Source organism: Trichormus variabilis 0441 (genome assembly GCF_009856605.1).
Lineage (GTDB): Bacteria > Cyanobacteriota > Cyanobacteriia > Cyanobacteriales > Nostocaceae > Trichormus > Trichormus variabilis.
This window is the reverse complement of sequence record NZ_CP047242.1, coordinates 5,836,473-5,850,415: the sequence shown is the minus strand read 5'-3', so window position 1 is coordinate 5,850,415 and position 13,943 is coordinate 5,836,473. Positions and strand designations below refer to the sequence as shown.

Sequence of the window (13,943 nt, the reverse complement as noted above, 5' to 3'; positions counted from 1 at the left end):
ATTGGTCATTTGTTCAGTTGTCCTTAGTTTTTCCCTGGTCGCTGTCTTCTACTCCTGAAAAAAATGTTACAAGAATTTTTACCTGGAACCACTAACTCACAATCCTTTGATTTAGAACCCGTCATTTCTGTTAGCAATCTCAATCATTACTTTGGTTCAGGTTCGCTGCAAAAACAGGTGTTGTTTGATATTAATTTGACTATTAATGCCGGGGAAATTGTCATTATGACGGGGCCTTCAGGCTCTGGGAAAACTACCTTATTAACTTTGATGGGTGGCTTGCGTTCGGCTCAAGAAGGGAGCTTGAAGATTTTAGGGCAGGAAATATGTGGAGCTAGCAAAAATCAATTAACCAAACTGCGCCGTCAAATTGGTTATATCTTCCAAGCTCATAACCTGATGACTTTTTTAACAGCAAAAGAAAACGTGCGAATGTCTTTAGAATTACATGATGAGTTTTTTCATGAAGACATTAACGCCAAAGCGATCGCTATGTTAGAAACTGTTGGTTTAGGAGAACGCGTCAATTACTACGCCGAAAATTTGTCTGGAGGTCAAAAACAACGGGTAGCGATCGCCCGCGCCCTAGTCAGTCATCCTAAAATTGTTTTAGCAGATGAACCTACAGCCGCTCTAGATAAAAAATCAGGGCGTGATGTTGTGGAACTGATGCAAAAACTAGCTAAAGAACAAGGTTGTACCATTTTGCTAGTTACCCACGACAACCGTATCTTAGATATTGCTGATCGCATCATATACATGGAAGATGGTCAGCTAAAAAGTGACGACATGGATATTGCCGCTAAAATGCACTAAACAATACTCTGCGTTCCTCTCTCTTGAAAAGTTTCCTACGGAGGGAAACCCTCCTCCAGAACTTTTCGCTGCGCTTTCCTTAGCGTCCCTCTGCGTTTAAAAAACCAAGTAACAGGCTGGTTCATAAGCCATTTTAGCTTGGGTAATCTGAAGACAGTGCTGAGTCAATTCTCAAAACCCAGCACTGATTTGTTTCTAATCCCTAAACTACTACCTTTTCTAAAATCAACTTAGACCGCTTCACTTGCTCAGGAATAGTAACTGGGTAATCACCAGTAAAACAGGCAGAACAGAAACTATTTTTATCTTCTCTTGTGGCTTCTAACATCCCATCCCAACTGAGATAGGCGAGGCTTTCTACTTCTAATTGCTTGGCAATTTCTTCTACTGACTTAGTAGCAGCAATTAACTGATCCTGAGTATCAGTATCAATTCCGTAGAAACAAGGGTGGGTTACTGGTGGGGAAGAAATCCGCATATGTACTTCTGCCGCACCAGCATCACGTAAGGCTTTAACTAGTTTACGGCTAGTAGTTCCCCTGACAATGGAGTCATCGACAATAATTACTCTTTTACCCGCCAGTACATCTTTGAGGGGGTTAAGTTTCATTTTAATCCCTGACTCGCGCATGGATTGGGTAGGCTGAATAAAGGTACGACCAACGTAGCGATTTTTAATCAACCCTTCACCGTAGGCTACACCAGAAGCCTGAGAAAATCCAATGGCAGCAGGAATTCCAGAGTCAGGGACACCAAAGACAATATCAGCATCTACGTAGGATTCGGCTGCTAGCTGTCGTCCTAAACGCATCCGATAACTGTATAAAGTCTCGTTGTGCATTTGGCTATCGGGACGAGCAAAATAAATCATCTCGAAAATACACAATCTTCGCTCTGGTTTTTGGCTCCAATGGTAGGAAGCTAAACCTTCTTCGGTAATCCAAACTACTTCGCCTGGTTCTACGTCGCGGAGATAATCAGCGCCAATAATATCTAAACCACAGGTTTCCGAAGATAAAACATAACGCACTGGATTACCAGGCAAAGTCCCAATGACCAGAGGACGAATGCCGTTGGTGTCACGCACCCCCATCACACCAACGGGAGTGCCAATAACTAAGCTAAAAGCTCCCTCGCAACGATGAAAGGCTTGAATCGCCCCATCTAACCAGTCTGCACCTGCGTTGACTGCTTGGGCGATCGCAAAGGCAATCATTTCTGAGTCTGTGGTTGTCACGAGGTTGCAGTTACTATTAACTAGCTCTTCTCGCAACTTCACAGTATTGACTAAATTGCCATTGTGTGCTAAAGCTAACTTACCTAAACGAGTATCCAGGACAGCAGGTTGGGCATTAACTTTGCGGCTGGAACCGGTAGTAGAGTAACGGGTATGACCAACACCGATATCACCAGGCAACTCTTCTAGAATCGACTCATTAAAGACTTGAGAAACCAAACCCATGTCTTTATGTAGGTGAACTGTTGTCCCCTCAAACGTGGCAATACCAGCTGATTCTTGACCCCGATGTTGCAGGGCATACAATCCAAAGTAGGTTAGTTTTGCAACATTTTCTCCTGGGGCGTAAATACCGAAAACTCCACAAGCCTCTTCTGGCTTGTCAGGACGATTTTCTTGACTATCGATGGGGTTGTTAGTCTGATTGGGGTACTCATCCGGAGTGACGGAATCAATGGGAATCATGCTAGCTTTGCTCCTGGTTGGGGTGTCAAGTCAAAATAATTCGTAACTATTGGGTCACTGGGATTATGTCTAGGGATAGTTGCGGAATTTTCTTAACATATCTTTAACCATCTATTAAAACAGTACCTTAATTGTGATTAAAGATGCTATTGATTTGGGGAATTTGTCAGTTGTCAGTTGTCATTGGTTAGTTGTCACTAGTTAGGGGTTGTTAATTACGCCCCCTACTATCTACTTATTCACAGGGCTAACCTTCTGGCGATCGCATTTTGATAGCGATCGTTCATTTCTTCGATACTAACTCGGATTAAGCTTTGGTTATCGGTAGTTAAAACCGCCAAATCTGCATCGGTATTTCCAACTATGCCCAATTTTTGCCAATTTTGTCCTAGATGCTCCTGTAAATAGGATTCCCAATTTTCCTGTTGTGTTGATGCTACAGATACTAAAATTCTGGCTCCACCCTCACCAAATAGCACTTCATCCAGGCGTTGTAACTGACTTCCAGATGCGTCTAGGTGAATTTCTGCCCCCAGGTTACCAGCAAGACAAGATTCTGCGAGCGCAACGACTAAACCCCCCTCAGCACAATCATGGGCTGAACGTACCCAATCAGCATAAATCCCCTCACGACAAACTTTCTGCACACGGCGTTCTAAGTCAAAATCTACCCGTGGGGGTCTACCTGCCACAGTGTCGTGAATCGTCGCTAAATATTCAGATGCGCCTAAAGTGGTGATAGATGCGCCTAAAAGATAAATCACATCACCTGGGGTTTGCCAACCTTGACCGCAAATCTTGGTTAAATCAGTAATCAATCCCACCATCCCCACAACTGGCGTTGGGTAAATTGGTTGGGGGTTGCCTTGAGGATCAAGGGTTTCGTTATATAGAGAGACATTACCACCAGTGACCGGGGTTGCTAATTCTCGGCAACCTTCCGCTAAACCCCGACAAGCCTCCGACAATTGCCAATAACCAATGGGTTTTTCTGGGCTACCAAAATTTAAGTTATCTGTCACCGCCAGAGGTTCTGCCCCTACACAGCTAAGATTCCGGGCTGCTTCTGCCACCACTGCCTTAGCTCCCTCATAGGGATCAAGGTAAACATACCGAGGATTGCAGTCCACCGTAGCCGCAACACCACTGAGGGTATTAGTAATTTTCCCCTGCCCTTCTAGGGGACGTAAGCGCACGACTGCCGCATCTGCACCACCGGGGAGAAAAACCGTATTATTTTGGACTTGGTGGTCATATTGACGATACACCCAATTTTTCGAGGCGATCGTGGGAGTATTGAGCAAAGTTAACAAAATCTCCTGCCAACTTTGCAGATTTCCTTGAATCTCAATACCAGCAGTTGTACAAGTAGGTAAAGAGTCAGATGACCATTCCCATGCTTGACGGGCATATTCTGGGGGTTCTGCCAGTAACTCACGCTCGTACAGTGGGGTATTCTCAGCTAAGGCATCAGCCGGAATTTCCGCAGCAATTGCACCTTGAAAGAGAATACGCACAATAGGTTCGGCGATTACTGTACCAGCAACAACCGCCTGTAGTCCCCAACGATGGAAAATATCAATTAATTCTTGTTCCCGTCCTTTGTGGGCAACAAATAACATTCTTTCTTGAGACTCCGATAGGAGATATTCATAGGGAATCATCCCTGTTTCCCGCACAGGAATTTTATCTAAATCTAGTTCAATCCCTACGCCACCTTTAGCCGCCATCTCGGATGTAGAACAAGTGATTCCCGCCGCACCCATATCTTGCGCTGCAACCACTGCACCTGTTTTAAATGCTTCTAAACAGGCTTCAATTAGTGATTTCTCCAAAAAAGGATCGCCCACCTGCACTGCTGGCCGGTCATCAATGGACTCATCACTTAATTCCGCGCTGGCAAAACTCGCCCCTCCCATACCATCCCGTCCCGTAGTGGAACCCACGTACAACACAGGATTACCTATACCAGATGCCCCAGATTTGACAATTTCTGGTGTTTCCATTAATCCTAGCGCCATGACATTTACCAGGGGATTTCCTGAATAGGCGGGATCAAAATAAACTTCGCCACCGACAGTAGGAACACCGACACAGTTACCATAGTGGGAAATTCCAGCAACTACGCCGGAGAATAATCTTTGGGTTTTGGGGTCTTCCAGAGAACCAAAGCGGAGAGAATTTAACAAAGCTATGGGACGCGCACCCATTGTAAAAATATCTCTGAGGATGCCACCCACACCAGTGGCGGCTCCTTGAAAGGGTTCAACGGCTGAAGGGTGGTTGTGAGATTCAATCTTAAATGCCAGTTGCAATCCTTCACCTAAATCTACAACTCCAGCATTTTCCCCTGGGCCTACCAGAATGCGGGGGCCTGTGGTGGGGAACTGTTTGAGTAAGGGGCGGGAATTTTTGTAACAGCAGTGTTCTGACCACATCACCCCAAACATTCCCAGTTCAGCTTTATTGGGATGACGGCCTAATCGTCGGACAATTTCTGCGTATTCTTCTGGTTTGATGCCTTCAGCAGCAATTTCTTGGGGGGAAAAGGGAGCAGGAGATGTGGCGGTCATGGAAATAATGCACCAACAGGACAGAGCATTATTGTATCGATTTAGTGCGCTATGCGTGTCAGTTGTTAGTTGTTTTACTGGATAAGTTTTTGCTGCTGAGAATTGACCAAGCTTTTTTATAAATCTAGGACTTACGCACACAGGTTGTCTGTTGAGACTGGGTGTAAGGGTATAGGGGTTTCAAACATTTATACACCCCAGAGTGCTGCGAGTCGGGAAACTACTTTAAATTTTCTCTCCATATAAAAATTTTCTGGTTTTGGCGTAACTCCACCGATAGAAGGATTTCAAAAGTATTTATCCGGATCTAGGATGAACGCAAAGCTCCTATAGTTAAGTCAATACATTCGTCAGACTCGCCGCTTCGCTATTTTTTTTATTAAAAGAATAAATTTATTCTCGTAAATACAGGTTATTCAGAAAAATAATGTGATAACAATCACATAGGTCTATGATTAAGATCGCTTACGTATAATCTACTAGATGACAACATTTAAGTATTACTGAACTCTAGCCGAGTCATTAATAGGGAACACACTAATTGCCGACAGTCTTCTACAAGAAGTTGTCGGTTTTTTGTTTGGGAACTGTTGACCAATGATTAAATAAAAACTCCACCCACAAGGGGATAGAGTTTTGTCAGTAGTCAGTGGTCAGTAGTTAGTGGCAAAGATATGTAAAACCACTTCACTTGCGGGTTGGGATATTAGACCAGATCCTCTCAAAAACTGACAATTGTACAGACGCGATTAATCGCGTCTCTAACAACTGACACGCAAAGCGCAATAAAATTTCCCCACATCTGGTTGGTAACTTGACAGAGAGAGCTTGCCAGAGCCACTACCAAATGTGGGGAGGTTATGATCAAATGAGAATCTTATGGATTGATGAGGTTATTACCTAAGACTCAATTTAGTAAACCAGAAGCGCCCCTAAAACTAGCACAGGCTTTGTACTAGGACATTGCCTGAATGATGTAGTCAAAGTAAGGTGCAGCAGCAGCTGCGTCTTCTGAACTTAATAAATCAAGAGAGGCTTTTTTTAGAGAATTGATGGCTTCTACCATTCCGGGTACGGGAACGCCCAAAGAATTGTACATTTCCCGCACACCAATGATACCGATTTTTTCGATTGGTTCTATGTCTCCGGCTAGTACGCCATAGGTAATTAGGCGTAAGTACCAGCCAAAGTCACGGATACACAACGCACGCTGACGTTCGCCATAAGCGTTGCCACCAGGTGCGATAAAATCAGGACGTTTCTGCCAAAGTTGTTTGGTGGCTTCCTGAACAATTTTCTTCTCGTTTTCCGCTAAGGTAGCGACGATTCTTGTTCTTTGGACACCAGTTTGTAAAAAATCACTGATGCTCTTGAGTTCGCCACTGCTGGGATAACGCAGTTCGTCGTCGGCTTGGAGAATAACTTGGCTAATTACAGTCATGATTATTTAAATCACGCGAAATATTATTTGCTAGTTTAACGAGTTGGAGGTACAGAAGTGAAGGGGCTGGTGGAATGGGGAGACAAACATAAGAAGTACGGACAATTGACAACTGACAAATGACTAAATCTACTTGGCATCAGGGTGAATTAATTGAAGTAGCGATCGCCGACTTGAGCGATACTGGTGATGGTGTGGGACGGTTTATGGAACGGGTGGTGTTTGTCCCAGATACTGTTCCAGGCGATCGCGTTTTGGTACGCTTAGTACACGTCAAGCCCAATTACGCCCACGGCAAAGTTCACCAGCTACTAGAACCATCCCCTCACCGCATTCGCCCCAGTTGTATTGTGGCTGACAAGTGTGGCGGTTGTCAGTGGCAACATATTGATTATGAATATCAGTTAATTGCTAAACGCCACCAAGTTATCCAAGCTTTACAACGCATTGGTGGTTTTGCTCAACCACCAGTAGATCCCCTACTGGTGACAGCCTCATCTTTAGGCTATCGCAATAAAGCTACCTATCCCCTCGATGTTTCTGCTACAGGTCAAGTACAAGCTGGTTACTATCAAAAAGGTAGCCATCATGTAGTTAACTTAAATCAATGCCCAGTCCAAGATCCCCGCTTAAATCCTCTACTGGCACAAGTTAAGCAAGATATCCAACAGCGTGGCTGGCCTATCTACGATGAAAAACGCCACCAAGGACAAATTCGCCATCTTGGTTTACGTATCGGTAGGCGCACAGGTGAAATTTTATTAACTTTAGTTGTCAAAGATGGAAACTTACCAGGAATTGAACAGCAAGCCCAGGAATGGTTGCAGCGCTATCCCCAGTTGGTGGGTGTGTCCTTAAATCGTAATCCCGAACGCACCAATGCGATTTTTGGCAGAGAAACTCGATGTATTGCTGGGGTTCCCTATTTGCGAGAGATTTTTGCTGGAATGGAGTTTCAAGTCCGCCCCGATACATTTTTTCAGGTATTTACAGAAACAGCCGAAGCATTATTACAAGTAATTGAGTCACAACTAAATCTGCAAGGGCATGAGACGTTAATTGATGCCTACTGTGGCATTGGCACCTTAACCTTACCTTTAAGTAAACAGGTACGCCAAGCTATAGGATTGGAATTGCAACCAGAAGCTGTACAACAGGCAATCATCAATGCCCAACACAACGGGATTAATAATGTGGAATTTCAAGTGGGGGCTGTTGAGAAATTGCTGCCCAAGATGGGAATAATACCAGATGTGGTATTACTAGACCCGCCGCGTAAAGGGTGCGATCGCATTGTCATCGAATCTTTATTAGCATCGAAACCTGCCCGCATTGTTTACGTCAGCTGTAAAGTAGCCACCCTGGCTCGTGACCTCAAGTTACTGTGTGCAGATGGAATATATACTATCCAACGTATCCAAAGCGCCGATTTTTTCCCCCAAACATCTCATGTGGAAGCTGCCGCTTTTCTTGTGCTATCACAGTCTGGTAAGGATAATTAGTCCTTGAGAAAAACTCAAATCTCAAATTTGTAGTCTATTGCATAGTAAAAATGCTAAGATCGAATTAACTTAAACATAGCAATGATTTTGTTAAAAAAATTAAAGTTGCATGGCTCTAATAACCCATGAATAAGATTGTTTAAAGTACAAATCGGCAATATTAAGACAATTACAAATCTATTGTAATTTGCCCCATTCTTAGCCTGCTAAAACGCTTAGCATATCACTCACAGCCGCTTTATGTATCAACAATCAAACCTCATAAACAGAGTCAATGCTCCCCAGCATTTTCAAAACTTAGTAATAAAGACGCAAGTTTGAAGGCAGTATGACCACCTCCATTTTTATCAGAGTGCCTGCAAAAGCAAACTGATGTCTAGCTAACTGAAAGCTATGGGGTTTCTCTCGTGATAACCATTTCGCTCCGTCCAGTTGGACGTTATTGGGGTACTATTAGTTTCGCCTCAACTCTCTATCTTTGTCCTATATTAGATTTATTGTTGGCGGAAATTCCCGCCAAACTACAAGCAGAACTGCGATTAGGGCTACAAGAAGCTTTAGTTAATGCAGCTAAACACGGCAACAACCTTGACCCAAGTAAAACAGTTGTAGTCCGTTTCTCCCTCATAGATAATCAGTATTGGTGGGTAATATCAGACCAAGGACAAGGCTTTAGCCCCATAACCAGTCATGAAGAAGATCCCACAGATTATTTACCACCCGATGAATCAGAAAACGGTAGAGGGATGTGTCTTCTGCACCAAATTTTTGACCAAGTAGAGTGGAATCGCAAAGGCACAGAATTGAGATTATGTAAACAAATGGAAAGCCGCCCCCGTCTATCTCTGCGGCGATAATTAAGGGAATGGGTATTGGGAACTAGGTATTGGGTAAATTATCCCAGTCCCTACTCTCCAGTTCCTAGTCCCTTATTTCCATGAGAAGGACAGGGAGGGGCAGATATTGAACGATTTAACCAACCAACAGCTTGTTCTAGTCTAGCAAGAGCTTCCTGGGGTTGGTTTTTGAGCAGAAATACCATAGCGGCGGCTAATTGTTCACTAGCGCGAGAATTGCGGTTAGACTTGAGGCGATGCCAATCGTCAGGTGAAATACTCAGTCTTTCCATGAGGGCTTGGGCTAGTTCCAAATCACTAAATTCATTGAGTTGACTGGTTTTAGAAAGCTGGCTAGGTTGAGACATAATTGACAAGTGCTGAGTAATGAGTGCTGAGTCTAATGACTCCTTAAATATTGGCAGACTCGCTGTTAATCATAGTTTACTACTTGTCCATGAAGCCGCCAAAACAACCACAATCGTCAGGGGAAAATCAAGAACCGCACTTTGAACAGGAGCTAGAGGAGGTAGAGCGATCGCTCTTGAGCTTAAAACAAAGGTATGATCAAGTAAAGGGCGATCGTGAGCAACAGGCACAATGGCAACAACGCCGTCAAGAATTACAGCACAATAAATACCCAACACCAGAAATTAAAACAGAGTTACGACAAATCAAACAGCAACTGGAAATGCTAGAACTAAACTTAGAAAGCCAGTTGTTTTCTTGGCGGAGCCTGAAAAAACCTTTCTGGCAAGCCGTCCGCTTTGGTGGAATGGGCGTTATTATAGGCTGGATATTAAAGTCCTGTGCTGGGTAAATATGGTAAACCGACGAATTGCAGAAATATTGCGGAGTGGTCAACCTGATGAATCTCTGGTGGTTCAAGGCTGGGTAAGAACGAAGCGTGAACTCAAGGGATTTGCTTTTATTGAAGTTAATGACGGCTCATCACTAGGTAATTTGCAAGTTGTCATCAATCAGGATTTGCCAGACTACGCAGTAATTGTCAAACAACTAAATACAGGTGCGTCAGTTGAAGTTAATGGCGTATTGGTGGCTTCCCAAGGAAAAGGACAGCGTATTGAATTAAAAGCCGAAGCAGTGAAAGTCTACGGTGAAGCTGACCCCGAAACTTATCCATTGCAAAAGAAACGCCACTCTTTTGAATTTTTACGCACAATTGGACATTTGCGATCGCGTACTAATTCCTTCGGTGCAGTCTTCCGTGTCCGTAATGCTTGTTCCGCCGCCATTCACCAATTCTTCCAAGAAAGGGGCTTTTTGTGGGTACACACCCCCATTATCACAGCCAGCGATTGTGAAGGCGCAGGGGAGTTATTTAGCGTCACCAGCCTGGATTTAAAGCAGATTCCCCGCACAGAAAACCAAGGAATTGATTACAGCCAAGACTTTTTTGCTAAACCCACTTACTTAACAGTGAGTGGACAACTGGAAGCCGAAGTTATGGCGATGGCTTTTAGCAACGTCTACACCTTCGGCCCTACCTTCCGTGCAGAAAACTCCAACACTTCCCGCCACCTAGCAGAATTTTGGATGGTTGAGCCAGAAATGGCATTTTGCGACTTAGAAGGCGATATGGATTTAGCTGAGGCTTTTCTCAAACACATTTTTAATCATGTGTTGGAAAAATGCCCAGAAGACATGGAATTTTTCAATCAACGCATTGATAATACTGTCTTAGCAACAGCCGAAAATATTATTAATAATCAATTTGAGCGTTTAACTTACACCGATGCCATCAAACTTTTAGAAAAAGCTGATGTTAAATTTGAATATCCTGTAAGTTGGGGCTTAGATTTACAATCAGAACACGAACGTTACCTAGCAGAACAACTGTTCAAAAAGCCAGTCATCGTTACAGATTATCCCGCACAGATTAAAGCCTTTTATATGCGGTTGAGCGACGATGAAAAAACAGTCCGCGCGATGGATGTCCTTGCACCAAAAATTGGCGAAATCATCGGTGGTTCCCAAAGAGAAGAACGTTTAGATGTATTGGAACGCCGAATATTAGCGCAAGGGATGCAGCCAGAAGATTTATGGTGGTATCTCGACTTACGTCGTTATGGTACTGTTCCTCACGCTGGTTTCGGCTTGGGTTTTGAACGACTCGTGCAATTTATCACCGGAATGGGCAATATTCGGGATGTGATTCCCTTCCCCCGGACACCACAAAACGCTGAGTTTTAGTAGAATCAGCCGTCAGTATTATCGGAGGGCTGATAACTGAACTGTATTGAAATATAACGCGATGTGCAACTTATTCTTAGACCTCTCTCCACTAGACGCAGCCTACTTCTCCCCGTTGGCGTTAGCATAACCTGCCGTTAGTCAAGTGGAGAGATAGAGGCTTTTAATCTTGCTCCTCTTCCTTACTAGAAAAGGGGTTGGGGGTTAGGTTTGAGAGAAAGTTGCACACCACGTAATATAAGTTTTATGAATGATATGTAAATATGTCTATACAACTATAGACTCATGAATAAATATACGGTATGAACTTAATTAGGTGTTCTGTGTATTCGTTTTGCTAAATTCTGACCGAATCAGCTTAGTCTTAATCACCTTCTCATAACAGTTCCCAATTACATGAGGTATATCCTAACCTCTAATTTCTAGTGCGCGTTCTCAAAATTGAAAAGTGGGTTTGGTTCAGCGCATTACCACCTAACAAAACAACGTAAATATTGGGTTACCTTTCGTCAGAAGGTCATAAATTAAGAACCTAAGATGACTGAATATTCTTGATTCATTCATGGTCAGTATACACTTCGCCGGATATACAAAAGAATTCAGAAATTAGCAGTCAAAACACCCTAATACCAAGCTCAATCTAACAGAATTAAAACACTTTGACTCTCTATCTGAGAGTTATAAATTCCATACTTACTCTAGTTGCAATCTGCTGTAAACATTTGTCCAAACAGCTAGACAAGTATTACCGTTAAGCCCATCAACAGGGTGGATATTCATACATAAGTTATCGTACCTAAAGATGACATAAAGCGTGCTGATTGTGCCAACTCTTAACTAATTATGAGTGCATAAAACAGGACTAAATTGCCAATTTAAAACTTCAAAATAGCATACAGATTTGATTTACAGGGAGCCAAATTTATGACAATTATTTGTGGAACAAATAGCAATGACTATCTCTACGGTGGTGATGAGAGCGACACTATCAAAGGATTTGCGGGATACGACTATCTCTATGGCGGCTTAGGTGATGACTATCTCTATGGTGGCTTAGATAATGACAAACTCTATGGCGGCTTAGGTAATGACAAACTCTATGGTGGTGAAGGTAATGACAATTTAAACGGAGAAGAAGGTAATAATAGCCTCTACGGTGAAGCAGGCGATGATACCTTAGATGCAGGTAACTCCACTGGGAACAACCTTTTAGATGGTGGAGAGGGAAATGATGAAATTTACGTTTATAGTTCCAGTGGAGATAACACCCTCAAGGGTGGAGCTGGAAACGATATTTTAGATGTTCGCTTTTCTTATGGAAAGAATATCTTAGATGGTGGTTCTGGAAATGATCAACTTTATGCTCGCTATTCCCAAGGAAATAATAGCCTCCGGGGTGGAAGTGGAGACGATTATCTCGGAGTTGATTTGTCTGCTGGGAATAACATTCTCGATGGAGGTGATGGAAATGACATCCTTGATATTAGTTATCAATGGAAAGGCAAAAATATAGTTTCAGGTGGAAACGGAAATGATATTTTTTATGCCTATGGAGTTCAGGGTTCTAACACTCTCAATGGTGGTAGTGGTAACGACTCTTTCTATATTAGTAGCCCAGATGCAAACACAGTTGTGCATCCCTTGGCAACTCAAACAGTTGATGGCGGAACAGGCTATGATTACTTGTGCATTGACTATAGTAGTGCGATCGCTGGCATCACCTCAAGTTTCAACACTACCACCAAGCAAGGTTTAATTACCGCCGACACCAATCAAATCCGCTACAAAAATATCGAACAATTGAAAATCATAGGTACAGCCTATGATGACATTATTGTCGGGGGCAACAGCGACGATATCATTGATGGCGGTAGTGGAGGTAATGACACCCTCAATGGCGGTGCAGGTAATGACATCTTAAGTATTAGAGGCAATTCACGTAATAACAATACTGTCTATGGTGGCGCAGGAAACGACTCTTTATATGCAAACGATACTGCTGGAACGAACTTATTAGATGGTGGAGATGGCAATGATTATCTGTCTGCTACGAATAATTATTCCTACTTCTTCAACGCCAGTCAGACTCTAATTGGTGGAGCAGGTGATGATACCTTGGATGTTAGCGGTTCCTATGGTAACAACTTCCTTTATGGAGGTGCAGGTAATGATTCCCTTTACGCAGACTATTCAGTTGGCCCCCATACACTAGATGGTGGTGACGGAGACGATTATCTATCTGCCAAAGGCTCCAGCAGCCGCTTTATCATCAATACTCACATTCTGGATGGCGGTGCAGGTAATGATATCTTAGATGTTGGGTCTGCCCGTGCCAAGAATAAGCTAATCGGCGGTGGAGGTAATGATATCCTGATTGGTGGTTTAAATGAGGATACCTTTGTTTTCAAAAATTATAACGAGGGTATTGATCGTATCTACAACTTCGATCATCTTGACCGCATTCAAATATGTGCCGTGGGTTTCGGTGGTGGCTTATCACCAGATTCACTCTCTGCTGGTCAGTTTACCCTCGGCACAGTTGCTACCACAAATGACCAACGATTTATTTACGACACAAGTAATGGAGCGCTTTACTTTGACCAAGATGGTAACGGTAGCGGATTCCATCAGGTACAAATTGCCCAACTATATGGTGTACCTTCACTGAGTGTCAGCAATTTTGTAGTGGTTTGATTATTCTTAAAATAGGGAATGAGGGATTCTTCTCATATCCTTGTGGAAAATCTTAACATCCGCTAAAACAATTACCTATGAGCCATTACCCATTACCAAACAAATAATTTAAGCTATCAGCTGTCAGCTGTCAGTTAATTTTTCAAAGCTGACGGCTGAATGCTG

10 protein-coding genes are annotated in these 13,943 nt (G+C 43.1%); 6 read left to right on the top strand and 4 right to left on the bottom strand.

The window, feature by feature from the left end; all coding sequences use genetic code 11:
• The first annotated feature begins 63 nt into the window (after positions 1 to 63).
• The gene (locus GSQ19_RS24105; RefSeq protein WP_011320345.1) at positions 64 to 816 is read left to right on the top strand and encodes a DevA family ABC transporter ATP-binding protein; all 753 of its coding nucleotides are present in this window, start codon (positions 64 to 66) and stop codon (positions 814 to 816) included.
• A 202-nt stretch (positions 817 to 1,018) separates the two neighbouring features.
• On the opposite strand, the gene purF is transcribed toward GSQ19_RS24105, so the two are convergent.
• The 3 genes from purF to GSQ19_RS24090 all read right to left on the bottom strand — a co-directional run bounded on the left by purF (position 1,019) and on the right by GSQ19_RS24090 (position 6,532).
• Positions 1,019 to 2,518: an amidophosphoribosyltransferase gene (gene purF, locus GSQ19_RS24100; RefSeq protein ID WP_011320344.1), complete on the bottom strand. Its 1,500-nt coding sequence runs from the start codon at positions 2,516 to 2,518 to the stop codon at positions 1,019 to 1,021.
• A gap of 239 nt (positions 2,519 to 2,757) precedes the next feature.
• A complete protein-coding gene (gene purL / locus GSQ19_RS24095; RefSeq protein ID WP_011320343.1) occupies positions 2,758 to 5,091 on the bottom strand; it encodes a phosphoribosylformylglycinamidine synthase subunit PurL in 2,334 nt (777 codons plus the stop codon).
• Between the two features lie 955 nt (positions 5,092 to 6,046).
• On the bottom strand, positions 6,047 to 6,532 hold the full coding sequence (locus tag GSQ19_RS24090; RefSeq protein WP_010997797.1) for an allophycocyanin subunit alpha-B: 486 nt from the start codon (positions 6,530 to 6,532) through the stop codon (positions 6,047 to 6,049).
• A gap of 119 nt (positions 6,533 to 6,651) precedes the next feature.
• On the opposite strand from GSQ19_RS24090, the gene rlmD reads away from it, so the two are divergent.
• Together rlmD and GSQ19_RS24080 are read left to right on the top strand one after the other, a co-directional pair.
• Complete coding sequence (rlmD, locus tag GSQ19_RS24085) at positions 6,652 to 8,034, top strand: 23S rRNA (uracil(1939)-C(5))-methyltransferase RlmD (protein WP_011320342.1); 1,383 nt, start codon at positions 6,652 to 6,654, stop codon at positions 8,032 to 8,034.
• 407 nt (positions 8,035 to 8,441) lie between these two features.
• Positions 8,442 to 8,891 carry an ATP-binding protein gene (locus GSQ19_RS24080; RefSeq protein ID WP_010997799.1) on the top strand — a complete coding sequence of 150 codons (450 nt, stop codon included), beginning with the start codon at positions 8,442 to 8,444 and terminating at the stop codon, positions 8,889 to 8,891.
• A gap of 50 nt (positions 8,892 to 8,941) precedes the next feature.
• Here the strand turns inward: GSQ19_RS24080 and GSQ19_RS24075 are convergent, their stop codons facing one another.
• Positions 8,942 to 9,238 carry a DUF6439 family protein gene (locus GSQ19_RS24075; protein WP_011320341.1) on the bottom strand — a complete coding sequence of 99 codons (297 nt, stop codon included), beginning with the start codon at positions 9,236 to 9,238 and terminating at the stop codon, positions 8,942 to 8,944.
• 89 nt (positions 9,239 to 9,327) lie between these two features.
• Here GSQ19_RS24075 and GSQ19_RS24070 point away from each other — a divergent pair, with 89 nt between their 5' ends.
• From GSQ19_RS24070 to GSQ19_RS24060, 3 genes are all read left to right on the top strand, one after another.
• Complete coding sequence (locus tag GSQ19_RS24070; RefSeq protein WP_011320340.1) at positions 9,328 to 9,690, top strand: sll0565 family protein; 363 nt, start codon at positions 9,328 to 9,330, stop codon at positions 9,688 to 9,690.
• A 2-nt stretch (positions 9,691 to 9,692) separates the two neighbouring features.
• Positions 9,693 to 11,084 (top strand): asparagine--tRNA ligase, encoded by a 1,392-nt coding sequence (asnS, locus tag GSQ19_RS24065; protein WP_011320339.1) that lies wholly within the window; start codon positions 9,693 to 9,695, stop codon positions 11,082 to 11,084.
• A gap of 924 nt (positions 11,085 to 12,008) precedes the next feature.
• A complete protein-coding gene (locus GSQ19_RS24060; protein ID WP_011320338.1) occupies positions 12,009 to 13,778 on the top strand; it encodes a calcium-binding protein in 1,770 nt (589 codons plus the stop codon).
• The last annotated feature ends 165 nt before the right edge of the window (positions 13,779 to 13,943 follow it).